At 60.3% G+C, this 23,937-nt stretch carries 25 protein-coding genes and 1 tRNA gene; 25 read left to right on the top strand and 1 reads right to left on the bottom strand.

Going from position 1 to position 23,937, the window contains the following annotated elements:
- The first annotated feature begins 98 nt into the window (after nucleotides 1–98).
- From QAT43_RS02340 to QAT43_RS02255, 18 genes are all read left to right on the top strand, one after another.
- Nucleotides 99–644, top strand: coding sequence for a YceD family protein (locus QAT43_RS02340; RefSeq protein ID WP_305041424.1), 546 nt, complete (start codon nucleotides 99–101; stop codon nucleotides 642–644).
- Between the two features lie 76 nt (nucleotides 645–720).
- Entirely contained in the window at nucleotides 721–903 is a 183-nt protein-coding gene (gene rpmF, locus QAT43_RS02335) for a 50S ribosomal protein L32 (protein ID WP_305041423.1), read from the top strand.
- Between the two features lie 29 nt (nucleotides 904–932).
- Nucleotides 933–1,988, top strand: coding sequence for a phosphate acyltransferase PlsX (gene plsX, locus QAT43_RS02330; protein WP_442900184.1), 1,056 nt, complete (start codon nucleotides 933–935; stop codon nucleotides 1,986–1,988).
- A 15-nt stretch (nucleotides 1,989–2,003) separates the two neighbouring features.
- On the top strand, nucleotides 2,004–2,984 hold the full coding sequence (locus QAT43_RS02325; RefSeq protein ID WP_305041421.1) for a beta-ketoacyl-ACP synthase III: 981 nt from the start codon (nucleotides 2,004–2,006) through the stop codon (nucleotides 2,982–2,984).
- Between the two features lie 34 nt (nucleotides 2,985–3,018).
- Complete coding sequence (gene fabD / locus QAT43_RS02320; protein ID WP_305041420.1) at nucleotides 3,019–3,933, top strand: ACP S-malonyltransferase; 915 nt, start codon at nucleotides 3,019–3,021, stop codon at nucleotides 3,931–3,933.
- A gap of 9 nt (nucleotides 3,934–3,942) precedes the next feature.
- Nucleotides 3,943–4,680: a 3-oxoacyl-[acyl-carrier-protein] reductase gene (fabG, locus tag QAT43_RS02315; protein ID WP_305041419.1), complete on the top strand. Its 738-nt coding sequence runs from the start codon at nucleotides 3,943–3,945 to the stop codon at nucleotides 4,678–4,680.
- A 60-nt stretch (nucleotides 4,681–4,740) separates the two neighbouring features.
- Complete coding sequence (gene acpP / locus QAT43_RS02310; RefSeq protein ID WP_305041418.1) at nucleotides 4,741–4,974, top strand: acyl carrier protein; 234 nt, start codon at nucleotides 4,741–4,743, stop codon at nucleotides 4,972–4,974.
- Nucleotides 4,975–5,123: 149 nt separating this feature from the next.
- Nucleotides 5,124–6,356, top strand: a complete 1,233-nt coding sequence (gene fabF, locus QAT43_RS02305; RefSeq protein WP_305041417.1) for a beta-ketoacyl-ACP synthase II — start codon at nucleotides 5,124–5,126, stop codon at nucleotides 6,354–6,356.
- Nucleotides 6,357–6,374: 18 nt separating this feature from the next.
- On the top strand, nucleotides 6,375–6,839 hold the full coding sequence (rpiB, locus tag QAT43_RS02300; protein WP_305041416.1) for a ribose 5-phosphate isomerase B: 465 nt from the start codon (nucleotides 6,375–6,377) through the stop codon (nucleotides 6,837–6,839).
- 100 nt (nucleotides 6,840–6,939) lie between these two features.
- Nucleotides 6,940–8,190, top strand: a complete 1,251-nt coding sequence (gene glyA / locus QAT43_RS02295) for a serine hydroxymethyltransferase (RefSeq protein ID WP_305041415.1) — start codon at nucleotides 6,940–6,942, stop codon at nucleotides 8,188–8,190.
- Between the two features lie 11 nt (nucleotides 8,191–8,201).
- Nucleotides 8,202–8,681 carry a deoxycytidylate deaminase gene (locus QAT43_RS02290; RefSeq protein WP_305041414.1) on the top strand — a complete coding sequence of 160 codons (480 nt, stop codon included), beginning with the start codon at nucleotides 8,202–8,204 and terminating at the stop codon, nucleotides 8,679–8,681.
- Nucleotides 8,678–9,151 (top strand): transcriptional regulator NrdR, encoded by a 474-nt coding sequence (gene nrdR, locus QAT43_RS02285; protein ID WP_305041413.1) that lies wholly within the window; start codon nucleotides 8,678–8,680, stop codon nucleotides 9,149–9,151. The genes QAT43_RS02290 and nrdR overlap by 4 nt, the downstream gene beginning before the upstream one ends.
- Before the next feature lie 101 nt (nucleotides 9,152–9,252).
- Nucleotides 9,253–10,368, top strand: a complete 1,116-nt coding sequence (gene ribD, locus QAT43_RS02280; RefSeq protein ID WP_305041412.1) for a bifunctional diaminohydroxyphosphoribosylaminopyrimidine deaminase/5-amino-6-(5-phosphoribosylamino)uracil reductase RibD — start codon at nucleotides 9,253–9,255, stop codon at nucleotides 10,366–10,368.
- Entirely contained in the window at nucleotides 10,349–10,999 is a 651-nt protein-coding gene (locus QAT43_RS02275) for a riboflavin synthase (protein ID WP_305041411.1), read from the top strand. The genes ribD and QAT43_RS02275 overlap by 20 nt, the downstream gene beginning before the upstream one ends.
- A gap of 34 nt (nucleotides 11,000–11,033) precedes the next feature.
- A complete protein-coding gene (locus QAT43_RS02270) occupies nucleotides 11,034–12,239 on the top strand; it encodes a bifunctional 3,4-dihydroxy-2-butanone-4-phosphate synthase/GTP cyclohydrolase II (RefSeq protein WP_305041410.1) in 1,206 nt (401 codons plus the stop codon).
- Nucleotides 12,240–12,261: 22 nt separating this feature from the next.
- Nucleotides 12,262–12,726, top strand: coding sequence for a 6,7-dimethyl-8-ribityllumazine synthase (gene ribH, locus QAT43_RS02265; RefSeq protein WP_305041409.1), 465 nt, complete (start codon nucleotides 12,262–12,264; stop codon nucleotides 12,724–12,726).
- Nucleotides 12,727–12,760: 34 nt separating this feature from the next.
- Nucleotides 12,761–13,288, top strand: a complete 528-nt coding sequence (nusB, locus tag QAT43_RS02260) for a transcription antitermination factor NusB (protein ID WP_305041408.1) — start codon at nucleotides 12,761–12,763, stop codon at nucleotides 13,286–13,288.
- 72 nt (nucleotides 13,289–13,360) lie between these two features.
- Nucleotides 13,361–14,671 carry a homoserine dehydrogenase gene (locus tag QAT43_RS02255; RefSeq protein WP_305041407.1) on the top strand — a complete coding sequence of 437 codons (1,311 nt, stop codon included), beginning with the start codon at nucleotides 13,361–13,363 and terminating at the stop codon, nucleotides 14,669–14,671.
- An 85-nt stretch (nucleotides 14,672–14,756) separates the two neighbouring features.
- Here the strand turns inward: QAT43_RS02255 and QAT43_RS02250 are convergent, their stop codons facing one another.
- The gene (locus QAT43_RS02250) at nucleotides 14,757–16,658 is read right to left on the bottom strand and encodes an AMP-dependent synthetase/ligase (protein WP_305041406.1); all 1,902 of its coding nucleotides are present in this window, start codon (nucleotides 16,656–16,658) and stop codon (nucleotides 14,757–14,759) included.
- A gap of 190 nt (nucleotides 16,659–16,848) precedes the next feature.
- Between QAT43_RS02250 and QAT43_RS02245 the strand changes: the two genes are divergently transcribed.
- The 7 genes from QAT43_RS02245 to pheT all read left to right on the top strand — a co-directional run bounded on the left by QAT43_RS02245 (nucleotide 16,849) and on the right by pheT (nucleotide 23,846).
- Nucleotides 16,849–16,923, top strand: a tRNA-Val gene (locus QAT43_RS02245).
- A 74-nt stretch (nucleotides 16,924–16,997) separates the two neighbouring features.
- The gene (thrS, locus tag QAT43_RS02240; protein ID WP_305041405.1) at nucleotides 16,998–18,914 is read left to right on the top strand and encodes a threonine--tRNA ligase; all 1,917 of its coding nucleotides are present in this window, start codon (nucleotides 16,998–17,000) and stop codon (nucleotides 18,912–18,914) included.
- Nucleotides 18,915–18,925: 11 nt separating this feature from the next.
- Nucleotides 18,926–19,444: a translation initiation factor IF-3 gene (gene infC, locus QAT43_RS02235; protein WP_442900183.1), complete on the top strand. Its 519-nt coding sequence runs from the start codon at nucleotides 18,926–18,928 to the stop codon at nucleotides 19,442–19,444.
- Nucleotides 19,445–19,506: 62 nt separating this feature from the next.
- Complete coding sequence (gene rpmI, locus QAT43_RS02230) at nucleotides 19,507–19,704, top strand: 50S ribosomal protein L35 (protein WP_305041404.1); 198 nt, start codon at nucleotides 19,507–19,509, stop codon at nucleotides 19,702–19,704.
- A gap of 112 nt (nucleotides 19,705–19,816) precedes the next feature.
- Nucleotides 19,817–20,173 carry a 50S ribosomal protein L20 gene (rplT, locus tag QAT43_RS02225; protein WP_305041403.1) on the top strand — a complete coding sequence of 119 codons (357 nt, stop codon included), beginning with the start codon at nucleotides 19,817–19,819 and terminating at the stop codon, nucleotides 20,171–20,173.
- Nucleotides 20,174–20,353: 180 nt separating this feature from the next.
- Nucleotides 20,354–21,370, top strand: a complete 1,017-nt coding sequence (gene pheS / locus QAT43_RS02220; protein ID WP_305041402.1) for a phenylalanine--tRNA ligase subunit alpha — start codon at nucleotides 20,354–20,356, stop codon at nucleotides 21,368–21,370.
- A 58-nt stretch (nucleotides 21,371–21,428) separates the two neighbouring features.
- Nucleotides 21,429–23,846, top strand: a complete 2,418-nt coding sequence (gene pheT / locus QAT43_RS02215; protein ID WP_305041401.1) for a phenylalanine--tRNA ligase subunit beta — start codon at nucleotides 21,429–21,431, stop codon at nucleotides 23,844–23,846.
- Nucleotides 23,847–23,937: the final 91 nt, after the last annotated feature.

Raw genomic sequence — 23,937 nt, 5'->3', positions numbered from 1 at the left:
ACGACTTGCGGCCCCCTGGACCTCGTCGGGAATTATTTCTTGACAAAAAAGGGGGCCTCCCTATACTAACCGTTTTCAACTTTGTGAACGGTGTACTTTTGCGTTTTTACGTTGAAAAACTCAAGGAAAAGGAAGTCGTTCTCGATTTCTCGGAAGCCGCCGAGAGCTTCCCGGCGCTCGACGCTTTGATTCAGGCCGGGGAAAGTCGCTTCAGCGGACCGGTGACCGGCAGGTTGCGCGCCTTTCTGGCCAACAGCTTCGTGGAAGTGGAAGGGCGGGTTGTCGTGCGGGTCGTCCTTGCCTGCAGCCGTTGCCTCAAGGAAATCGAGGCACCCGTCGATACCCGCTTCACCCTGACGTTCAGTGCTGGATTGCCCCCCATCGAGGGAGGGGAAGAGGACGAGGTCGAGCTGTCCGCCGAAGAGATGGGGCTGATCCCCTTCGACGGCGATGAGATCGACCTGCGCGAGGCGGTGCAGGAGCAGGTCATCATGGAGTTGCCCGTGCGGCCGCTTTGCGAGGAGGCGTGCAAGGGACTCTGCGCCCACTGCGGCGCCAACCTCAATGACGGCGACTGCGGATGCAGCGCGCCGGTATTCAACAACAAGTTTGCCGCCTTGAAAGGTTTCAAGGCTGAAAAATAGCACCCCAGGGAACCACCCGGTGCGTCCGGTTGTTCGTCGATTTAGACCAAGATACGCTTTCAGGAGAAAATGAGCCATGGCAGTACCCAAGAAGAAAACGTCCAAATCCAAAAGAGATATGCGTCGTGCCCATGACGCCCTGAGCGCTCCCGGGCTCTCGGTTTGTCCCCAGTGCAAGGAACCCAAGCAGCCCCATCGCGTCTGCGCAAGTTGCGGAACCTACAAGGGCCGCGAAATCCTCCCCGCCGAAGAACTCTAAGGGGGGATTGGTTGAGCCAGTCCGTCGTCATCGCCGTTGACGCCATGGGGGGAGATCATGCCCCCCGGGTCGAAGTTGAGGCCGCCGTCCAGGCCGCCCGCCGCTGGGGTATTGAAATCATTCTGGTTGGTGATGAGGAGCGGATCGACGAAGAGTTGAAGAAGCACGACGCCGCGGGGCTACCCCTCGGTATTCATCATGCCAGCCAAGTGGTCGGCATGATGGATTCGGCTTCGGATGCCGTGCGCAAGAAGAAAGACTCCTCGATCCGCGTTGCTTTCAATCTGGTCAAGGAAGGCATGGCCCATGCCGTCGTCAGTGCCGGGAACTCCGGCGCGACCATGGCCGCCGGGATGTTCGTTCTCAAGCGGGTCAAGGGGATCGACCGTCCGGCCATCGCCACCATCATGCCTAATTTGCGTGATCAGACCCTGGTGCTCGACGTTGGCGGCAATGTCGATTGCAAGCCCCTGCACCTGGCCCAGTTTGCCGCCATGGGCGACGTCTATGCGCGGCAGATCCTCGGCAAGAGTAATCCCAAGGTCGGATTGCTCTCCAACGGGGAAGAGGAAAAAAAAGGCACGGACCTGACCCGTGAAACCCACGCATTGCTGAAAAATTCCCGACTTAATTATGTCGGGTATGTCGAGGGCCGCGACATCTTCAACGGCAAGGTCGATGTGGTGGTGTGCGACGGGTTTGTCGGCAACGTGGTTTTGAAGGTATCCGAAGGCGTTGCCGATGCCTTGACCACCTTGCTGCGGCGTGAATTCGAGGGACGATTCTGGGCCAAGCTGGGTTTTCTCTTGGCCCGGCCCGCTTTTCGAGCCTTCAAAAAGAAAATCGATTACGCGGAGTATGGTGGTGCCCCTCTGCTCGGCATCGAAGGGGTCGGGATGATCTGTCATGGGGGGTCGAGTCCCCAGGCCGTCATGAACGCCATTCGCATGGCGCGGGACTACGCCGCCGGCGACGTCAACAGGCAGCTGACCGCTCATCTGGAAAAAATCGGCGAGTTCGCGGAATCGGAAGCGCTTGCGGCCGGTGAGAATCCCGATGACGGATCGCGCCGGATAATGGCTTGACAGGGAGAGCTTGAAGTGAAAAGAGCACGAATTGTCGGCACCGGGGCCTATGTCCCCGAAGCGGTTCTGACCAACCGTGACCTGGAGCAGCGCATCGAGACCACCGACGAGTGGATTGTCAGCCGCACCGGGATTCGCGAGCGGCACATCGCCGCCGAGGGCGAGCACACGTCCGATCTCGCCGCGCGCGCTGCCCGCGCGGCGCTGGAAATGGCCGGCGTTGGCGCCGAGGACATTGACCTTATCGTGGTCGGAACCATCACCGGCGATTTCCCCTGGCCGGCGACCGCCTGCCTGGTTCAGGAAAAAATCGGCGCCAAGCGCGCCTTTGCCTTCGATGTTTCCGCCGCCTGCAGTGGCTTTGTTTATGCCCTTGATGCGGCGGTGAAGCAGATTCAGTGCGGCGCGGTCCGCAAGGCCCTGGTCATCGGTGCCGAAATCCTGAGCCGTATCGTCGACTGGGAGGACCGCAATACGTGCGTTCTTTTCGGCGATGGCGCGGGCGCCGTGGTGCTCTCCGCCGAGGAAGGCGAACATGGGGTTCTCTCGACCCATTTGCACTCGGACGGAAGCTATTGGGAGTTACTTTACCAGGCCGGTTTTGGCGCGCGCAACCCCGCCACCGCCCAGGGACTCGATGCCCGTTTGCCCTACCTGAAAATGCAAGGCAACGAGGTTTTCAAGGTGGCGGTGCGCATGCTCACCGAGGTGGCGCAGGAAGCTCTGGCGCACAACGGCCTGCAGGTCGAGGACATTGATCTGTTTATTCCGCATCAGGCCAATCGCCGGATTCTTGAAGCCGTTGCCAAGCGTCTTCATCTGCGGGACGAGCAGGTCTTCATCAACGTCGACTTTTACGGCAACACCTCCGGGGCTTCCATTCCCATCGCCCTTGACGAGGTGAACCGTGCCGGGCGCATCAAGGCTGGTGACCTGGTGCTTTTCGATGCCTTTGGCGGCGGTTTTACCTGGGCATCGGCCCTGGTGCGCTGGTAGGCTCACTTCTCAGACGGATAGGCGGACGCGGCTCATGCTTTCTTTTATCTTTCCAGGACAGGGTTCACAGTACGCCGGAATGGGCAAGGATCTGGCGGATCAGTTCGCCGTCGCGCGCCAAACATTCGAAGAAGCGGATGAGGCTCTCGGGTTCGGTTTGTCGCGTCTGTGTTTTGAGGGGCCCGAGGACGATCTCAAGCTGACCGAAAATACCCAGCCCGCCATCCTTGCCGCGAGTGTCGCCGCATTGCGAGTGCTGCGGCAAGAACGCGATTTGACGCCCGCTTTCGTCGCGGGGCATTCCCTGGGTGAATATTCGGCCTTGGTGTGCGCCGGCGGGCTGAGCTTTGCCGATGCCCTGCGCACCGTGCGTCTGCGTGGGCAGTTCATGCAGCAGGCGGTGCCGGTGGGCGTTGGCGCCATGGCGGCGATCATCGGGCTCGACGCTCCCGATGTCCAAAGTGTTTGCGCCGCGGCTTGCGGTGCGGAGATCGTGTCGCCCGCCAATTTCAACAGCCCTGGTCAGGTGGTGATTGCCGGCCACGCCGCCGCCGTTGAGCGCGCCATCGAGTTGGCGCGGGGCAAAGGTGCCAAACGCGCCCTGCCGCTTCCGGTCAGCGCCCCCTTTCATTGCCCCTTGATGGTTCCCGCGGGAGAGCGTCTTGCCGAGGTTTTGGCGACCCTGGAATATGGGACTTTGCAGGTACCGGTGGTGACCAATGTGGAAGCCCGCGCCAATCAGCTCAGCGAGCGCATCGCCGAGCTTTTGGTGACGCAAGTGAGTGCTCCCGTGCGCTGGGAGGAATCTGTCGAATACATGGTCGACCAGGGCGTGAGCAGGTTTATCGAAATTGGTCCGGGGAAGGTTCTGGCCGGGCTGGTGAAGCGCATCGCCAAGGGCGTCGAGGTCGGCAACCTTGAGGACTGCGCCGGCTTGCAGAAAATCTAGGAGGCTTTCGTGTTCAAGGATAAGGTCGCGGTTGTCACAGGGGCTTCGCGAGGCATAGGACGAGCCATCGCGCTGCAGTTTGCCGCCGGCGGCGCCAAGGTGGTTCTGAGCGCGCGCAGCGCCCAAGCCGTCGAAGATCTGGCCGCCGAGATCAGCGCGGCGGGCGGCCAGGCCCTCGCAATCGCCGGTGACATCGCGCTGACGGCCGATGTGGAAGAACTTTTTCGCAAGGCTGGAGAAACTTTCCAGCGGGTTGATATACTCGTCAACAATGCCGGCATCACCCGCGATGGTTTGCTTTTGCGCATGAAGGACGAGGACTGGGACGCGGTACTCGATACCAACCTCAAGGGTGCCTTTCTCTGCATGAGAGCAGCTGCGAAGCTGATGAGCAAGCAAAAATACGGGCGCATCGTCAACATCTCCTCGGTTGTCGGCGAAATGGGCAATCCCGGCCAAGCCAACTACTGCGCCAGCAAGGCGGGCTTGATCGGTCTCACGAAATCGGTCGCGCGGGAACTTGCGCGTCGCAATGTCACGGTCAATGCCGTGACGCCGGGCTTCATCGTGACGGACATGACGGAGAGCCTGCCGGAAAAAACCAAGGAGGACCTCAGCGCCCAGATACCCCTGGGACGCCTCGGGGAAGCGAATGAAGTGGCACAGGCCGTCTTGTTTCTGAGTTCGGATCAGGCCGCCTACATCACCGGTCAGGTGCTCGGTGTCAACGGCGGCATGTACATGTAAGTCAACCTTTTCGAGCGATCAACCGATCGACTGGACACATAGACCAAGGAGGAAACACACATGGCTTCTGTTGAAGAAAGAGTTAAGCAGATCGTTGCTGAGCAGTTGGGCGTTGACGAGGATCAGGTGACTTCCGAGGCTTCCTTCATGGAAGATCTTGGCGCCGATTCCCTGGACACGGTGGAACTGGTCATGGCCCTTGAGGAGGAGTTCGACATCGAGATTTCCGATGAGGACGCCGAAAAGATCCAGACCGTTCAGGACGCCGTCGATTACATCAGCGAACACTCCTGATCCAGCGGGTCAGACAAGCAGGGCAGGAAAGCCTCTTTCCTCCCTGCTTGTTCCGTATCTTGCTTCTTGATCCTTTTTGAATAAAATCAGGATCTTGCGCAAAGTTGTTCAGATCCGACACCAAGTATTCACGGAGGACCTCCATAACCATGCGCAGAGTCGTCGTCACCGGTCTCGGCATTGTTTCCCCCCTTGGCACCGGCATTGAAAAAAACTGGCAGGCATTGACCGAAGGTCGCTCCGGCATCGACCGGATCACCCGCTTCGATGCAACCGATCTGCCCACCCAGATCGCCGGAGAAGTCAAGGACTTCAACCCCGAGGACTACATCGAGAAGAAAGAGATCAAGAAAATGGATCTCTTTATTCAATATGCCCTGGGCGCCGCCGACCTGGCGCTCAAGGATTCCGGGCTTGAGATTACCGAGGAGAACGCCGAACGTGTGGGGGTTCTGGTCGGTGCTGGACTAGGCGGTCTGCCCACCATCGAAAAATACCACCAGGCGATGATTGATGGGGGTTATCGGAAGATCACTCCATTTTTCATCCCCATGCTCATCATCAATCTGGCACCGGGACACATTTCCATTCGCTATGGTGCCAAGGGTCCCAATCTCTCCTCGGTTTCGGCTTGCGCGACCGGTACCCACTCCATCGGCGACGCTTATCACATGATCGCCCGCGGAGACGCCGACGCCATGTTCGCCGGCGGCACGGAGTCGACCATCACGCCTTTGGGCATTGCCGGCTTCAACGTGATGAAGGCGCTTTCCACCCGCAACGAGGATCCGGCCGGGGCCAGTCGGCCCTTCGAAAAGAGTCGTGACGGTTTTATCATGGCGGAAGGTGCGGGTATTGTCATTCTCGAGGAGTACGAGAGCGCCCGCCGCCGTGGCGCCAAAATTTACGCCGAGGTGTGCGGCTACGGCCTGACCGGCGACGCCTACCACCTGACCGCGCCGGCCCCCGAGGGCGAGGGCGCGGCGCGCTGCATGCGCATGGCTTTGCGCGGAGCGGGCATCAATCCCGAGCAGGTCGACTACATCAATGCCCATGGCACTTCGACGCCGTTCAACGATTACTACGAAACCCTTGCCATCAAATCGGTGATGGGCGCCCATGCCTCCAAGGTGATGGTCAGTTCCACCAAGAGTATGACGGGTCATGCCCTGGGCGCCGCCGGCGGCCTGGAGGCCGTCTTCACCTTGCTCGCCATGGAGCGCGGCGCGGCACCGCCTACCATCAATTACCAGGAGCCCGATCCTCAATGCGATCTCGATTATGTTCCCAACGAGGCGCGACCGGCGGATATTCGTGTGGCGCTGAGTAATTCCTTCGGCTTCGGTGGAACCAACGCCACTTTGCTGTTCAAAAAAATCTAGGCCCGGGAGAGCGGTGCAATGTCGGTAAGGATCGTCATCGGCAGTGACCATGGCGGCTTGGAGCTGAAGGACGCGGTCAAGGCCTATCTTCTCGAACGGGGCATCGCGGCTCAGGATCTCGGCACCAACAACCTGGACTCCGTCGATTATCCCGATTTTGGCGAGAAAGTGGCGCGCGCCGTGGCCGCCAGTGCCGAAACCCTGGGGATTTTGATCTGCGGTACCGGGATCGGCATGTCGATTGTGGCCAACAAGTTCCCTGGGGTGCGCGCGGCGCTGGTCACCGATGATTTCATGGCCCGCATGGCCAAGGAACACAACAACGCGAATATCGTCGTGCTCGGTGGCCGGGTCGTGACGCCGGAACAGGGTTGCGCCATGGTTGCCGCCTGGTTGGACGCAAGCTTCGAAGGGGGACGCCATCAGCAACGTCTCGACAAAATCGCCCGCATTGAGCGGGAGGTCGCCGGCTCGCGCTCCTGAGAAAGTTGAGGGTCCGAATCACGCGGGCAGGCAAAGCGCCTGCCCGTTCGTTTTCCGAGCAGTTTTAACCAAAAAAGACCAAACTATGGAGAGTCCATTCATGTCGCAAAAGCTCGCCCAGTTCGATCCCGAACTCGCTCAAGCCATTCAAGCCGAAACCCGTCGTCAGGAATTCAGCCTGGAACTGATCGCCTCGGAAAACTTCGTCAGCGAGGAAGTTCTTGAAGCTCAGGGATCGGTTCTGACCAATAAGTACGCGGAAGGCTATCCCGGCAAGCGCTACTATGGCGGCTGCGAGTTCGTCGATCAGGCCGAGCAACTGGCCATTGATCGTGCGTGCGCCCTGTTCGGGGCGGAGCACGCCAACGTCCAGCCCCATTCGGGTTCCCAGGCCAACATGGCGGTCTATTTCGCCACCTGCCAGCCCGGCGATACAATCCTCGGCATGAATCTCGCGCACGGCGGCCACCTCACTCATGGCTCGCCGGTGAATTTTTCCGGCAAGCTGTTCAATGTCGTGCCCTATGGCGTGCGGCCGGAGACAGGACGCATCGATTATGACGAAGTGGCACGCCTGGCCCGCGAGCATCGTCCCAAGTTGATCGTGGTGGGCGCCAGCGCCTATCCGCGAACCCTCGATTTTCCCGCCTTCCGCCAGATCGCCGACGAAGTCGGCGCGCCGGTCATGGTGGACATGGCGCACATTGCCGGCCTGGTGGCCGCGGGTGTTCATCCCAGCCCCGTTCCCCATGCCGAATTCGTCACCACCACCACCCATAAGACCTTGCGCGGGCCGCGCGGCGGCATGATTCTGTGCCGCGAGGAGTTTGCCAAGAAGCTCAACAGCAATATTTTCCCCGGCATCCAGGGCGGGCCGCTGATGCATGTGATAGCCGCCAAGGCCGTGGCCCTCAAGGAAGCCCAGTCGCCTGAATTCAAGGCCTACGCCGGGCAGGTGGTGAAAAACGCTCAAGCCCTGGCCCAGGCCCTGGCGGAAAAAGGCTTCAAGCTGGTCTCGGGCGGCACGGACAACCACTTGATGCTGGTCGATTTTTCCGGCACCGAACTGACCGGCAAGCTGGCCGAGGAGACCCTGGAGCATGCCGGCATCACCGTCAACAAAAATGCCGTGCCCTTCGATACCCGCTCGCCTTTTGTCACCAGCGGCATTCGCATCGGTACCCCGGCGACCACCACGCGGGGCTTGCGCGAGGAGCAGATGCGCCAGATTGCCGACTGGATCGCCCGCGCCCTGGGAGCGGTCGGCGACAGCCAGGCCCTTGCCGGCATCCGGGGCGAGGTTCAGGAACTCTGCCGCCAGTTTCCCCTGTACGCTCATCGCCTCGCCTGACCGGCTTTTCCATGGAGCCGCGTCCCAGTTGGCCCGACTATTTCATGGACATCACCCGCCTGGTGGCCAAGCGTTCAACCTGCTTGCGTCGCCAGGTGGGTGCCGTGATCGTCAAGGACAAAAATATTCTGGCGACGGGCTACAACGGCACGCCCTCTGGCATCACCCATTGCTCCGAGGTGGGTTGCCTGCGCCAGCGGCTGCAGGTGCCCTCGGGCGAGCGGCACGAACTCTGCCGGGGCCTGCACGCCGAACAGAATGCCATCATTCAAGCCGCCAAGCATGGCGTCAACATTGCCGGCGGCACCCTCTACTGCACCAATACGCCCTGCATCATCTGCACGAAAATGATCATTAATGCCGGCTTGACCCAGGTGGTGTACGCCGAGGGCTATCCCGACACCCTGTCCCTGGAAATGCTGGCGGAAGCGGGGATCGCGGTCGTGGCTTTCGGCCAGGCAACCGCGGATGGGGTGGAGCGTTCGTCATGAAATGTCCCTTTTGCGCTTTTGCCGACACCAAGGTGATCGATTCGCGCCTCGGCAAGGAAGGCAACAACATTCGCCGGCGCCGTGAATGCATTCAGTGCGAGCGGCGGTTCACCACTTACGAGCGGGTCGAGGAAATCCTGCCGCTGGTGGTCAAAAAGGATGGCCGGCGGGAAGCCTTCGATCGCATGAAGATCATTGCCGGGATGCAAAAAGCCTGCGAGAAACGCCCGGTTTCCATCGAAACCATCGAAAAGGTCGTCGATCAGCTGGAACGCCAGCTGCAGGAGAGCGGGGAAAAGGAAATCATCGCCAGCCGCATCGGCGAGGCGGTCATGGACGCCTTGCATCGTATCGACGAGGTGGCCTATGTGCGCTTTGCTTCGGTTTACCGGCAGTTCAAGGATATCAACGAGTTCATGGACGAGCTCAAGGATCTCCTGGCGCGCGGCAAGACCGGCGGCGAGGACTGAATCCCCGAGGCGCAACCGCCTTTCGTGTTTCGCAACGGCGGCCCTTTTCGGCCGTTGTTCGCGCCTTACCCTTTCGCCCTGATGTCTAGGATGATCTGCTGATGTCCCTGTCCACCCCGGAACAATTGATGTCCCGCGCCCTGGACCTGGCCCGCCTGGGGGAGGGGCGCACGCGGCCCAATCCTCCCGTCGGTGCCTTGCTGGTCCGTGACGGCGACATTGTGGGGGAGGGTTTTCATGCGCGGGCCGGCGAAGCGCATGCGGAAATTCATGCCCTGCGCCAAGCGGGGGATCGGGCGCGTCACGCCGATCTTTATGTCACCCTGGAGCCTTGTTCCCATCAGGGCCGCACCGGGCCGTGCGCCGACGCGGTCATCGCCGCGGGAATCCGCCGGGTCTTCGTCGGCTGCGCCGATCCCAACCCGCGGGTGGCGGGCCGCGGCATCGCGCGGTTGCGCGCTGCGGGCGTTGAAGTGTTCGAGGATGTGCTGGGCGCCGAATGTCGCTGGTTGATCGGTCCTTTCGCCCGGCATATCACCACCGGCCTGCCCCTTGTCACCCTCAAGTCGGCCCTGACCCTCGATGGGCGCACCGCAACCGCCACCGGCGACTCTCAGTGGATCAGCAATGAGGCCAGCCGCGCCCATGTCCACGAGGTGCGCAACCGGGTTGATGCTATTCTGTTGGGGATCGGCACGGTGGAGCGCGATGATCCCAGCCTGACGACCCGGTTGCCTCGCCAAGGTCGCGATGCGGTGCGGGTCGTGGTCGACAGCCGGCTGCGTCTTTGCGAGCAGGCCAGGCTGCTGCACCTGGAATCCGCCGCGCCGACGGTCGTTGCCACCACCCAGCAGGCCTCCTACGGGAAAATCCGCCGTTTGCGCGAATTAGGGGCGCGGGTGCTGGTGCTGCCGGAAAAAGACGGACGGGTCGACCTGGCGGCACTGCTTGGTGCCCTGGGCGGCATGGATCTGCAACATATTCTGCTCGAGGGAGGCGCCACTCTCAACGGCGAGTTTCTGCGCGAACGCCTCATCCATCGGGTCATGCTCTACCTTGCGCCGCGTCTGATCGGCGGTGACGGCAAGAGCCTGTTTGGTGGAATAGGCGCCCAGGGGCTCGCCGAGGCGCCGCGGGTGGCCCGCGCGCGGGTTCAGCGCTTTGGCGAGGATCTGTTGTATGAAGGGGAGGTGGTCTATGTTCACCGGGCTGATTGAGGACCTGGGAACCCTGCGAGACCTGCGCCGGGGCAGCGAAAGCTGCCTTCTCACCTTGGCCGGCGGTGGTTCGCTAAGGGATTTTGTCCTCGGTGAAAGCATCGCCGTCAACGGCGTTTGCCTGACGGTCACGGCCTTCGGCAAGGACTTTTTTCAGGCCGATGTGTCGCCGAGCACCCTGGAGGCTACCACCCTCGGGCGAATGGGACCGGGCGCGCCGGTGAACCTGGAGCGGGCGCTGCGCCTGGGGGATCGCTTGGGCGGGCATCTGGTCACCGGGCATGTCGACGGTGTCGGAGTGATCGTCGATCGGCGGCGGCGGGACAATGCCGAGATCTTCATCCTGCGCCCGCCCGCGGCCCTGATGCGCTATCTCGTGCCCAAAGGCTCGGTGGCCGTGGACGGAATCAGCCTGACGGTCAATGCTGTGGATGCGCATACCTTTTCCCTGACCATCATCCCCCATAGCCTGAGCCGGACTACCCTGCAATTTCTCAAGGCCGGCGATCAGGTTAATTTGGAAACGGACATTCTGGGGAAATATGTCGAGCGCCTGCTCCAGAGAACGCGTCCCGAAGCCGGCGGCAGCGCCATCGACCTTGAATTCCTTGCCAAAAACGGGTATCTGTGACATATTTCCCAGCCTTGAAAGGATTTTCCCGCCCATGCCCATTACCAGAATCGAAGAAGCGCTCAAGGATATCCGCGCCGGAAAAATGGTCATCCTGGTCGATGATGAAGATCGGGAGAACGAAGGCGATTTGACCATGGCGGCGGAACTGGTCACGCCCGAGGCCATCAACTTCATGGCCCGGGAAGGTCGCGGCCTTATCTGCCTGTCCTTGACCGAGGCGCGCGCCGACTTCCTCGATCTGCCGCTGATGGTGCGGGAAAACAGCAGTTCCTTCGGCACGGCGTTCACCGTGTCCATCGAAGCCCGCAAGGGCGTGACCACTGGCATCAGTGCGGCGGATCGGGCGCATACCATCAAGGTGGCCATCGCCGATGAAAGCACCGCCCTGGATCTGGCGCGGCCGGGCCATGTCTTTCCCCTGCGCGCCAAAAAGGGCGGCGTGCTGGTGCGGGCCGGGCAAACCGAGGGGTCGGTGGATTTGGCGCGTCTCGCCGGGCTCAAACCCGCAGGGGTCATCTGCGAGATCATGAACGACGATGGCACCATGGCGCGCATGCCTGATCTCAAGAAATTCGCCGCCCGGCACGATCTGAAAATTGTCTCCATCGCCGATCTGGTGGCCTACCGCATGCGCAAGGAATGTCTGGTGCGTCGCGCCGCGCAAACCCTCCTGCCGACGCCTTTCGGCGGCGAATTCCAAGCCATCATTTATGAAAACGAGGTCGACCAAGCCCAGCATGTCGCCCTGGTCAAGGGAGAGATCACTTCCGAGACGCCGGTGCTGGTGCGCGTGCACTCCGAATGCCTGACCGGCGATGTCTTCGGTTCCCTGCGTTGCGACTGCGGCGATCAACTGCACAGTGCCATGGAGCAAATCGCCCGGCTCGGCAGCGGTGTGGTGCTTTACATGCGCCAGGAAGGGCGCGGTATCGGCCTGATCAACAAGATCAAGGCCTATGCCCTGCAGGATGAGGGGCATGATACGGTCGAAGCCAACGAGGTGCTCGGTTTTCAGGCCGATTTGCGCGATTACGGCATCGGCGCACAGATCCTTGCGGATCTCGGGGTGCGCAAAATCCGGTTGTTGACAAACAACCCCAAGAAGATTGTCGGGCTTGAGGGCTATGGGCTGGAGATCGTCGAGCGGGTCGCCATCGAGGTTACGCCCAACCGGGCCAATCTCAAGTATCTGAAGACCAAGCGCGAAAAAATGGGCCACCTGCTGGAAAATATCTGATCAAGCCGGGGAGGAGAAGACCATGGCGAAAACTATTGAGGGCAAGCTGGATGCAACCGGGCTCAAATTCGGCCTGATCGTTAGCCGTTTCAACAGTTTCATCAGTGAGCGGCTGCTGGAAGGCGCCCAGGATGCCCTGGTGCGCCATGGCGCGCAGAGTGCCGATCTCGATGTCATCCGGGTGCCCGGCGCCTATGAGATTCCCCTGGTGGCGCAAAAGGCCGCGGCCAGCGGGCGCTATGACGCGGTCATTTGCCTGGGCGCGGTGATTCGCGGGTCCACTCCCCACTTTGACTATGTCAGTGCCGAGGTGTCCAAGGGCATTGCCCACGTGAGTCTCGATACCGGCGTGCCGGTCGCCTTTGGGGTGCTGACCACCGACAATCTGGAACAGGCCATCGAGAGAGCCGGAACCAAGGCCGGCAACAAGGGTTTCGAGGCGGCCATGGGCGCCATCGAAATGGCCAATCTGCTGAAAAACTTCTGATCGCTCTTTTCTTGCCGGGATTCATTGGGTTTTCATGTCGAACGATTCGTCCAACAACGCCCATTCTTCGCACAACTCTTCGGCCCGCGGGGCCTCCGGTCGACGGGGCGCGCGTCGTCAGGGCCGAGAATTGGCTCTCAAGGTTCTTTACAGTCTGCGCGACCAGGATGCCGATATCCGCCTGGTTTTGGATCGCTTCTGGGGCAATTTTCGCTTTGCCGAGGATGTTCTCGGGGATCCTCTTGAAGATTCCTCCGCGACGATTGCGCCGGATGTCCTGAGCTTTACGGAAAACCTGGCGCGCGGGGTACATGCCAATCTTGAAGGCATCGATCGGATTCTCAAGGAATTCTCCACCAATTGGGCTCTGGAGCGCATGGCCCGGGTCGACCTTGCCATTCTGCGTCTTGCCGCTTATGAATTGCTTTACTGCCCTGCGGTTCCGACCAGCGTCATCATCAATGAGGCCATTGAAATCGGCAAACGTTTTGGTTCCCATGAGACACCGGCTTTTGTTAACGGCATTCTCGATCAGATCTCCCGCAAATATCGCCCCAAATAAGCGATGGCGCGCGGTTTGGCTGGACGGCGTCCGCGTACTTAGGAATTTTCCATTTTTCAGGAGCAGCCAAGCATGAAAGAAATCAAGGCAGGGCTCATTGGTTTGGGCACCATCGGGACCGGGGTGGTCAAGATTTTCCAGAAAAATGCCGAACTGATGGAAAAGCGTCTGGGCGCGCGCTTGCGCCTCGCCAAAATCGCCGACCTCGACATCACCACCGATCGCGGTGTGGCCATCGACCCGGCTTTGTTGACCACGGATGCCTACGCGGTGCTGCGTGATCCCGAGATCAAGATCGTCATCGAGCTGATCGGCGGTTATGAGCCGGCGCGGACGTTCGTGCTGGAGGCTATCGCCCAGGGCAAGCACGTGATTACCGCCAACAAGGCGCTACTGGCCCTGCATGGCGACGAAATCTTTGCCGCCGCCGAAAAGCAGGGTGTGAACGTCATGTTCGAAGCCTCCGTGGCCGGGGGGATCCCGGTCATCTCGGCGATCAAGGAAAGTCTCTGCGCCAATCGTATCCGTAGCGTGCTCGGCATTCTCAACGGTACCTGCAACTACATCCTGACCCGCATAAGCCAGGAAGGACTGGAATTCGAGACGGTTCTCAAGGATGCCCAGGCGCAAGGCTACGCCGAGGCCGATCCGACTTTCGACATCGAGGGCATCGATACCGCGCACAAGCTGGCGATTCTCATCTCCTTGTGTTTCGGCACCCGCGTCGATTTCAAGAGCATCTACACCGAAGGGATTTCCCGGATTTCCGCCCTGGATCTGCAATTTGCCAAGCAATTCGGCTACGAGATCAAGCTGCTTGCCATCGGCAAGCTCGGCTACGGCAAGATCGAGGCGCGTGTCCATCCGACCATGGTGCCCGTGGACCATCCCTTGGCCGATGTCGATGGGGTGTTTAACGCCGTGCGCCTGCAGGGCGATTTCGTCGGGCCGGTCATGCTGCACGGTCGCGGAGCCGGCATGGATGCCACGGCCAGCGCGGTCATGGGCGATGCCATGGCCATCGCGCGTGACCTGTTGCGCAAGGGCCCCGTGCGCACTCCGTCCCTGGGCTGCGCCCAGGCGTCGCTGGCCGATTTCCCCGTGCGCCCCATGGATGAACTGGTCGGGCAGTATTATCTGCGCTTCGGCGTGCTCGATCGGCCGGGGGTTCTTGCGCAAATTGCCGGCATTCTTGGCAATCATGACATCAGTATTCTCTCGATGCTGCAGCCGGAACGCCAGATCGGCGGGGCGGTGCCCATCGTGCTGATGACCCACGAAGCTGGAGAGGCCAACATCCGCGCGGCCCTTGACGAGATCGACCGGCTGGATCTGGTGCGGGAAAAGTGTCATCTGATCCGCATCGAGAGCGATCTGGCTTGATGCCGGCAAGCACATCTGGAACCCACGAAAAAAGGCGCCTCTTCGGGGGCGCCTTTTTTCGTGGGCAAAAAATCTGGAAGAAGACTTATTTGTCGGATTTGCCGGCTGAGGATGCGGCGGGAATTTCAGCCTCGACGGCGAATCGTTTGATCTTGCGGGTGGTGGTTTTGGGCAACTCCTCCTCGCGCAAGGTAAATTTTTTCACGCGTTTGAAATCCGCCAGTTGGCGGCAGGCATTGACCACCTCGGCACGAATCAAAGCCTCCACATCGCCCATGTTCAGGGGTGGCAGCCCTTTTTGCCGAACGTAATCGTCAAGATGCTCCTGGTCCGGCACGATCAGCGCATGGACCTCCTCGGCGGAAGGGGTGACCTTGTGCCCGTAGACCATGGCTTCGGCGATGAAGGGGCTCTTGAGCAACTCATTTTCCACCTCCTCGGGATAGACGTTTTTCCCGTTGGGGGTGACGATGAGGTTTTTCACGCGGCCGCGGATGCTCAGAAGACCCTGTTCGTCGATGCTGCCGAGATCGCCGGTATGATACCAGCCATCGGTCAGCACCTCGGCGGTGGCGCGCGGATTGTTGAAGTAGCCTTGCATGACGTTGGGGCCTTTGACCCAAATCTCGCCGACACCCTCGCCGTTAGGATCCTCAATGCGCACCTGCACCCCCGGCAGGGGCAGGCCCACCGTGCCAAGCTTTTTTAGCCCCGGACGCTCGGCGGCGACGATGGGTGAGGTTTCGGTGATGCCGTAGCCCTGATAGACATCCACGCCCAACTGGGCCAGGCCGTCGGCCACCGCGGGATCCAGGGCGGCACCGCCGCTGACGAAGATGGTGCCGTCTCCCAGGCTCTGGCGAACCTTACCGGTCACCAGGCCGCGGGTGGGGCCGAAGCGAAAAAGAAGGCGCGCCAGCGGTTTGTCGTCGATGCCCTTGCGAATGCGGTCGTGCAATCGTTGAAATACCGCGGGCACGCCCAGCAGGAAGGAGGGCTTGACCTCGGCCAGATTGCCGGACAACTGTTTAAGGGACTCGGCGAAGGAAATCGTGCCGCCGACCGACAAGGGCAGCAGAATGCCGCACACCAGTTCGTAAACATGGTTGATGGGCAAAAAGGACAGGGTGCGCATCTGCGCGTTCAGGTTGAAAATTTCCCGGGCGGCGTGAATGTTGGAGATGACGTTGCCGTGGCTGAGCATGGCGCCCTTGGAGCGGCCGGTGGTGCCCGAGGTGTAAAGAATCATGGCCGTGTCCTCGGCGCGGCGCGGCGAGGACGGCAGGTTTTCCGGCTCTCCGAGAAATTCGGCCAGGGCGACAATGGGCAGCGCGTCCGGGGCCTCGCTGCGGGCAAGCAACTGACGCAGGGATTTTTTCCCTTCCTCGGGTTTTTTGTCGGTGGGCGGCAAGGGGCTGATCCTTGCGCGTAGGCGGTGAATGATCTCTAGGAGGTGATCCGCTTCCCCGTCGGCAAACCCGTGGCGCTGCGCCAGTTCGGCGATGCCTTGGGACAGGGCGTCGAGATCTTCTCCGGGAGGGAGGGCGAGGGGCGACGGCGCGGCTGCGGCGCGCGTGCGTCCCGAGCGCAGGAGCACGATGGTTTCCAAGGAGGGCAGGCTAGGGGAAATTTCCCGGATGATCTCGAGAAACTGCGGCTCGGTAAACAAAAACCGGGCCTGGCAATCGCTGAGGATGTGGCGGATTTCCGAGGCCTTGAGCTCCTTGTCGATGGGGATGACCACTCCCCCGGCCTTGAGGATGCCCAGATAGGCGGAAACCCAGAGGGTCGACGGGGCAGCAAGAAGGGCCGCTTGGCGTCCGGCCCGAAACCCGTTTTCACAAAGTCCGGCGCCGATTTTCGTCGCCTGCTCCTCGAGCTTTGAATAGGTGGTATCCCGCCAGGTGCCGCCGAGCTTTTCCCGCAAGGCGGCCTTGTCGCCCTGTTGACGACAACTCTGCTGCACAAGCCGATCGATGGTGTCCAAGGAAGACTCCTCCTCGTGGTTTTAAAAAGTGTTTCATCCTAGCCGCCCAGCGGAATGCCGATCAAGTTAAAAAGGCGTTTGACCGAATCTGGGTCCGGCGGCCAGTCCGTTGGAAAAATTACAGTTCCTCAAACAAAGGGCTTGACAGCCTTTTCCGGATTCTGCTAAAAGTGACCGGCATTGCGGATGGAGGCACGTAGCTCAGTGGGAGAGCACTACCTTGACACGGTAGGGGTCGGCGGTTCAATCCCGCCCGTGCCTACCAAAATGCAGTAACCACCCGCGATCTTGTATCCTTGAGGCATCTTCGGATGCCTCTTTTCATTCGTGGAGAAATTCATGAGCAGGGTTCACATCGAACTCCCCGATGGGACGAGAAGAGACTTTCCGGCCGGCACCACGGCATTGGAAGTCGCTCGGGACATCAGCGAGCGATTGGCGCGACAGGCGGTGGCCGCCAGGATCGACGGCCAGCTGACCGATGTGACCGCTGCGCTGAATCGGGATTGTCGGCTGGAAATCGTCACTCTCGACAGTCCCGCGGGACTTGAGATTTATCGCCACTCCACGGCGCATCTGATGGCTCAAGCGGTCAAGACCCTGTTTGGCAGAGACGTCCAGGTCACCATCGGCCCCGCCATCGAAAACGGCTTCTATTACGATTTCTACAGCGAGACGCACAAGTTCACGCCTGAGGAATTCGACGCCATCGAAGCCAAAATGGCCGAGTTGGCCGCGGCCGATCTGCCAATTCGACGTGAGGAAATGACCCGCGAGAGTGCCATTGAGCTCTTTCGCGAACAGGGCGAGGCCTACAAGGTCGAGCTAATCGAGGATTTGCCCAACCAGACCGTGTCGCTCTATCGCCAGGGCGATTTCGTCGATTTGTGCCGCGGTCCGCACTTGCCTTCCACCGGCTTCATCAAGGCCTTCAAGCTGACCAGCGTGGCCGGCGCCTACTGGCGCGGCGACGAGAACCGCGCCATGCTTCAGCGCCTCTACGCCACGGCCTTTCCGGATCGCAAGGAGCTCAAGGCGCATTTGCAGCGGCTGGAGGAGGCGCGCAAGCGCGACCATCGCAAACTGGGCCGCGAGCTCGATCTGTTTTCCTTCAGCGAGGAGGCTGGCGCCGGTCTGGTGATCTGGCATCCCAAGGGAGCGCTGCTGCGCACCATTCTGGAGGATTTCGAGCGGCGCGAGCATCTCAAGCGCGGCTACGACATCGTCATGGGGCCGCAGTTGCTGCGCACCGATTTGTGGAAGACCTCGGGGCACTACGACAATTACCGCGAGAATATGTATTTCACCGAGGTGGAAGGACAGGGCTATGGCATCAAGCCCATGAACTGTCTTTCCCATATGATCATTTACAAATCGCAGATCCGCTCCTATCGGGATCTGCCCCTGCGTTTCTTCGAATTGGGCACCGTCCATCGCCATGAAAAATCCGGCGTGCTGCACGGCTTGACCCGGGTGCGCGGCTTTACCCAGGATGATGCGCACATCCTTTGCACGCCCGATCAGCTTGACGGCGAAATCAAGGGAGTGCTCCAGTTTGTGCGCGATGTCATGGGAATTTTCGGCTTCGCCTATGAACTTGAAATTTCCACCCGGCCGGCCAAGTCCATCGGCAGCGATCAGGATTGGGAGCGCGCCACCAACGCTCTCATGAATGCCTTGAAGGACACGGGGCTGCCTTTTGAAGTCAACGAGGGAGACGGCGCTTTTTACGGCCCCAAGATCGATGTGAAGCTCAAGGATGCCCTTGACAGACGTTGGCAGTGTGCTACAATCCAGTGCGATTTTACCCTGCCCGAGCGCTTCGATCTGAGCTTTGTCGGGGCCGATGGCGAAAAACATCGCCCTGTCATGGTCCATCGCGTCATCCTCGGTTCCATCGAGCGATTCATCGGCGTTCTGATCGAGCATTACGCCGGAAATTTCCCTTTGTGGATCTCACCGGTTCAGGCTGTCGTGGTCAATGTGACCGACAATCAAGCCGCTTATGCGCAGCAGGTCTTCAATGAGCTGCGCGCCGCGGGCCTGAGGGTGCGGCAGGATCTGCGCAATGAAAAGCTCGGGTTCAAGATTCGCGAGGCGCAGGTTGAAAAAATCCCCTACATGCTGGTGATCGGCGACAAGGAGATGGAGCAGGGAACGGTCGCTCCGCGACATCGTTCCGGAAAGATGCTCGACGCCATGTCGCCCGCCGATTTTGTGCGTTTCGTTGACGATGAGTGTAAAAACTACCACTAGGAGGTCGCATCATAGCTAAGCCAGAAACCAACATCAATCGCGCCATTCGGGCCCGGGAAGTTCGGGTCATCGACGACGAATCCCAGCAGCTGGGGGTTATGAGCCTGACCGATGCGCTGGCCGCCGCCGAGGAGCGGGGGCTGGACCTGGTTGAGGTTTCGCCCAATGCGAATCCGCCCGTCTGTCGGATCATGGACTTCGGCAAGTACATGTACCAGCAGAGCAAGAAGGCGGCGGAGGCCAAGAAGAAAATGGCCCGCGTCGAGCTCAAGGAAGTCAAGATGCGACCCAAGACCGATGAGCACGATTTTCAAGTCAAGGTGCGCAACGCCCGCCGTTTTCTCGAAGACGGCAACAAGGTGAAGTTCACCATGATGTTTCGCGGACGCGAGGTCACCCATCCCGAGCGCGGCCATTTGCTGCTTGATCGGGCCGCGGAGGGCGTCGCCGACCTGGGCCAGGTGGAATCGCGCCCAAGCCTTCAGGGTCGCTTCATGACCATGATCGTCGCTCCGGCAAAAAAATCCTGATTTGCTTGATGCTGGGCGCCCTGACCGCCTGGCCGCTATTTATCTTTTAAGGAGTTGCTCAGATGCCGAAAATTAAAACCAACCGAGGCGCCGCCAAGCGTTTCAGCAAGACCGGCACCGGTAAAATCCGTCGCAGCAAGGCGTATAAGCGCCACATTCTGACCAAGAAAAGCACCAAGCGCAAACGCAATCTGCGTGGCGGGGCCATCGTGGATAACCGCGATCATGCCAATATCGCCCGCCTGATCCCCTATCTCTGATCGGGGCGCAGCGCCAATCGGCTTTAAATCCGTGAACTGAGGGGTTCATGTCTCCCCCTTCAGATCCGGTAGCGGCTTCGGCCGCTTATTTATTTAACGAAGGAGTACCAGGATGCCGAGAGTCAAAAGAGGATTCAAAGCGAGACGCAGAAGAAACAAGATTTTGAAGTTGGCCAAAGGCTACCGTGGCGCGCGCGGCAAATTGTTTCGCAGCGCTACCGAGGCCGTCGATCGCGCGCTTAATTACGCGTTTCGCGATCGCCGCGTGCGCAAGCGCGATTTTCGCGCCCTGTGGATCGCTCGCATCAATGCCGCTTCGCGTGACAACGGACTATCCTACAGTCGCCTGGTGCATGGCCTGAAAAAGGCTGAGATCGGGCTGGATCGCAAGATCCTCGCGCAGCTTGCGGTGGAAGATCCCAAGGGCTTCGCCAAGGTTGTCGATCAGGCCAAGGCCCGGTTGCAGTAGCCGCAGGCCGCAATCAAAAGAGATGGGGACTTCCTCATCTCTTTTTTTTAAACAATCGTCGTCGATATACAGGAATGGAAGCCGGCGGCTGAGGCTTCCATACTTTTTCCTGGATGGTGGTTCGGGCTGCCCTTTTCCTTCGCGGCCCGAGACCGCCCTATCCGTGGCTGGATGGAGACCATGAAGGACAGACTTGAGGCCATCGCCGCCGAAGGGCGACAGGCGCTGCTCGCAGCGGCCGGTGAGAGCGATCTGCAGCAGGCGCGGGTGCGCTATCTCGGCAAGAAGGGTGAATTGACCGCCTTGATGAAGGGTTTGGGCAGCGTTCCCCCGGAGGAACGACCCGGCGTCGGGGCCCTGCTCAATCAGCTCAAGGATGAGTTGGAGGTACTTTTTCAGTCGCGCCTCGTGAAGGTCCGCGAGGATGATATCCGGATGCGCCTGGAGCGCGAGAAAATCGACGTGACCCTCCCCGGACGCGCCCGGTTTACCGGCAGCAAGCATCCCATTACCCTGGTGACCGAGGAAATTTGCGCGATTTTTTCCGCCTTGGGCTTCGGCGTGGCCGAGGGACCCGAGGTGGAAAAGGATTTTTTCAATTTCGAAGCGCTCAATTTCCCCAAGGATCATCCCGCTCGCGACATGCAGGACACGTTTTTCGTGTCCGAGGACGTTTTGCTGCGCACCCATACCTCGCCGGTTCAGGTGCGAACCATGCTACAGCATGCGCCTCCCGTGCGCGTTGTTGCGCCCGGTACCGTGTACCGCCGTGATTCGGACATTACCCATAGTCCCATGTTTCATCAGATTGAAGGTTTTCTCGTCGATCGGCATGTGACTTTCGGGGATCTCAAGGGTATTCTCACCGCCTTCATCAGCCAGTATTTCGGACGCGGTGTCGGTGTGCGCTTCCGGCCCTCATTTTTTCCTTTCACCGAACCATCCGCCGAAGTCGACATCCAGTGCGTTATTTGCAAGGGCAGCGGTTGTCGCGTCTGCAAGGGCAGCGGCTGGCTGGAGATTCTCGGCAGCGGCATGATCGATCCCGAGGTGTTCAAGTCGGTCAATTATGATCCGGCGGTCTATTCTGGGTTCGCCTTCGGCATGGGCATTGAGCGCATCGCCATGCTCAGGTACGGCGTGAACGATTTGCGTCTGTTCTTTGAGAACGATGTCCGCTTTCTGCGCCAGTTCTGAAAGAACTTGTTGTAAAACAACGGCTTGATGCTTATCTCCTGATAAAGGACCTGAAGGAATGATCCTCACCTACAACTGGCTCAAGGAATTCGTTGATTGCGACCTCGCCCCCGAGGAACTGGCCCATCGCTTGACCATGGCCGGATTGGAGGTCGACAGCATGGAGAAGATCGGGGAGGGTCTCGACACGGTGGTTGTCGCCCGCCTCCAGGATGTTGTGCCTCATCCCGACGCCGACCGCCTGACGGTCTGCCAAGTGGACACCGGCACTTCGCTGGTGCAAGTCGTCTGTGGCGCGAAAAACCACAAAAGCGGCGATCTGGTGGCTCTTGCTCAGGTCGGGACGGTCTTGCCGGGAGATTTCAAGATCAAGAAATCCAAGATTCGTGGCCAGGAATCCCAGGGAATGCTCTGTTCCGAAAAGGAATTGGGGCTCGCCGAGGAGTCCGAGGGCATTCTGATTCTCCCGCCCGACCTCAAGCTCGGAACCCCGGTTTTTGAGGCTCTGGGCCTCAAGGATGTGCGTTTTGAACTGGGTTTGACCCCCAATCGTGCCGATTGCCTGAGCGTCGTGGGCGTGGCGCGCGAAGTCGCCGCCCTGACCGGCAAGAACCTGCGCCTGCCGCAAATGCCCTTGCTTGAAGGCGGGGCGCCCATCGGCGAGCAGACTTCGGTGACGATCGACGAACCAGGCATGTGCCCGCGTTATGCCGCTCGGTTGATTCGCGGAGTCAAGATCGGTCCCTCGCCGCAATGGATGGTCCGGCGCCTGGAGGCGATCGGCCTTCGGTCCATCAACAACGTGGTCGACGTGACCAATTATGTCTTGATGGAATTGGGACACCCGCTTCATGCATTTGATTTCAACCAGTTGCGCGGCAGGCGCATCCTCGTGCGACGGGCCGGGGACACCGAGCGCTTCAAGACCCTGGATGGTCAGGAGCGCCTGCTCAACAGCGGGGATCTGACCATTTGCGACGGTGAAGGTCCGGTGGCCCTGGCGGGTATCATGGGCGGCGAGAATTCCGAGATCCGGCCGGACAGCGTCGACATCCTGCTGGAGAGCGCCTATTTCAATCCTCCGACCATCCGGCGCACCAGCAAACGTCTCGGGCTGCACAGCGAATCGTCTCACCGTTTCGAGCGCGGCGCCGATGTCGACATGGTGCCGCGCGCCCTGGATCGCGCGGCGTCCTTGATCGTCGAGGTCGCGGGAGGCGTTCTGGCCACGGGCAGTATCGACTGCTATCCCGCCCCGATCCAGCCGCGTCGCATCACCATCTCGCCGGAGCGCACCAGCCGTTTGCTCGGCATTGAGGTGAATCTGTTCGAGATCCAGAAACTGTTGCGCTCCATCGGCCTTGAGGCCGAGGTCGCGGCGGATCGCAAGGACGAGGCCCTCCACGTGCGCGTACCCAATTTCCGCCCTGATTTGGAGCGGGAAGTTGACCTGATGGAAGAGGTCGCGCGGCTTAAGGGGTATGACCACATCCCCACGACCATGCCTCAGGGGCGCATTCTCTGCCATCGCGAACCGCCCCTGCGCCGGCTTGAGCGCCGCCTGCGCGACGCGGTGATTGCCTGCGGCTTCAATGAGGTCATCAACTATTCCTTCAACAACGCGGCCTTGCTCGATCGGCTGGAGCTTGGCGCCGATGATTCCCGGCGCAGCCAGGTGCGGTTGTTGAATCCGTTGAACGAAGACCAATCGGTCATGCGGACCACCCTGGTGCCCAGCCTGCTGCAGACGATGGCGCAAAACCTGGCCTACCGCAGCACTACCGACCTGCGCCTTTTTGAGTTGCGTCCGGTTTTCCTGCCTTGCGAAAGCGAGGAACTACCCAAGGAAAATCCGCGCCTGACGGCCGTCATGTGTGGGCGGCGCTCTCCGCTGGGCTGGTCCCAGGGGGGCGAGAATGTTGATTTCTACGATCTCAAGGGCGTGGTGGAAGAGCTTCTTGGCCTCCTGCGTCTGCCGAGGCTGACCTGGGACAATAGCGCACCGGATGTTTATTACCATCCGGGCAAGAGCTGCACGCTTCTTGCGGATCAGCAGGTTCTCGGGTCGCTGGGGGAGGTCCATCCCAAGGTGCTGTCCGCCTTTGAGATCGACCAGCCGGTTTTTCTTCTCGATCTCGACCTCGGCTCGCTGCTTGCGTTGGGCGAGGGACGCTCGGAATTCAAGAGCCTGTCGCGCTACCCGGGAGTTTTTCGCGACAGTGCCCTGCTTCTTGACGAAAAAGTCAGCGGCCGGCAGATCCTCGATGTCGTTGCCGGCGTCAAGGCCAAGGACATGGAAGATGTCGTGCTTTTCGACATCTATCGGGGCAAGGGAATTCCCGAGGGCAAAAAGAGCGTGGCCATTCGCGTGCGCTATCGCTCCGCCGAGAAAACCCTGACCGACGAGGAGATCAGCCAGGCCCACGGACGCATCATCAGCGCCCTGGAAAATGAGTTAGGTGCTGAAATTCGCTGAAAAAATCGGTTGCGGTACCCCGATTCCTGTGTTATAAAACCAGCAAATTCAAGGACATGGGTTTTGATTTCTGGAGGTGCTATGACCAAGG

Origin of the sequence: Geoalkalibacter sp., assembly GCF_030604225.1 — a bacterium.
In the GTDB taxonomy this organism is placed as follows: domain Bacteria; phylum Desulfobacterota; class Desulfuromonadia; order Desulfuromonadales; family Geoalkalibacteraceae; genus Geoalkalibacter.
Note: the sequence above shows the minus strand (reverse complement) of the source record. Positions and strands in the feature narration are given on the sequence as shown.

Coding starts and splice junctions, on each gene's coding strand:
- ribH (WP_305041409.1), top strand. CDS start 12,262: ATGGCGAAAACTATTGAGGGCAAGCTGGATGCAACCGGGCTCAAATTC.
- pheT (WP_305041401.1), top strand. CDS start 21,429: ATGATCCTCACCTACAACTGGCTCAAGGAATTCGTTGATTGCGACCTC.
- rpiB (WP_305041416.1), top strand. CDS start 6,375: ATGTCGGTAAGGATCGTCATCGGCAGTGACCATGGCGGCTTGGAGCTG.
- QAT43_RS02270 (WP_305041410.1), top strand. CDS start 11,034: ATGCCCATTACCAGAATCGAAGAAGCGCTCAAGGATATCCGCGCCGGA.
- QAT43_RS02255 (WP_305041407.1), top strand. CDS start 13,361: ATGAAAGAAATCAAGGCAGGGCTCATTGGTTTGGGCACCATCGGGACC.
- QAT43_RS02275 (WP_305041411.1), top strand. CDS start 10,349: ATGTTCACCGGGCTGATTGAGGACCTGGGAACCCTGCGAGACCTGCGC.
- thrS (WP_305041405.1), top strand. CDS start 16,998: ATGAGCAGGGTTCACATCGAACTCCCCGATGGGACGAGAAGAGACTTT.
- rplT (WP_305041403.1), top strand. CDS start 19,817: ATGCCGAGAGTCAAAAGAGGATTCAAAGCGAGACGCAGAAGAAACAAG.
- nrdR (WP_305041413.1), top strand. CDS start 8,678: ATGAAATGTCCCTTTTGCGCTTTTGCCGACACCAAGGTGATCGATTCG.
- fabF (WP_305041417.1), top strand. CDS start 5,124: ATGCGCAGAGTCGTCGTCACCGGTCTCGGCATTGTTTCCCCCCTTGGC.
- rpmI (WP_305041404.1), top strand. CDS start 19,507: ATGCCGAAAATTAAAACCAACCGAGGCGCCGCCAAGCGTTTCAGCAAG.
- nusB (WP_305041408.1), top strand. CDS start 12,761: ATGTCGAACGATTCGTCCAACAACGCCCATTCTTCGCACAACTCTTCG.
- acpP (WP_305041418.1), top strand. CDS start 4,741: ATGGCTTCTGTTGAAGAAAGAGTTAAGCAGATCGTTGCTGAGCAGTTG.
- ribD (WP_305041412.1), top strand. CDS start 9,253: ATGTCCCTGTCCACCCCGGAACAATTGATGTCCCGCGCCCTGGACCTG.
- QAT43_RS02290 (WP_305041414.1), top strand. CDS start 8,202: ATGGAGCCGCGTCCCAGTTGGCCCGACTATTTCATGGACATCACCCGC.
- rpmF (WP_305041423.1), top strand. CDS start 721: ATGGCAGTACCCAAGAAGAAAACGTCCAAATCCAAAAGAGATATGCGT.
- pheS (WP_305041402.1), top strand. CDS start 20,354: ATGAAGGACAGACTTGAGGCCATCGCCGCCGAAGGGCGACAGGCGCTG.
- fabD (WP_305041420.1), top strand. CDS start 3,019: ATGCTTTCTTTTATCTTTCCAGGACAGGGTTCACAGTACGCCGGAATG.
- glyA (WP_305041415.1), top strand. CDS start 6,940: ATGTCGCAAAAGCTCGCCCAGTTCGATCCCGAACTCGCTCAAGCCATT.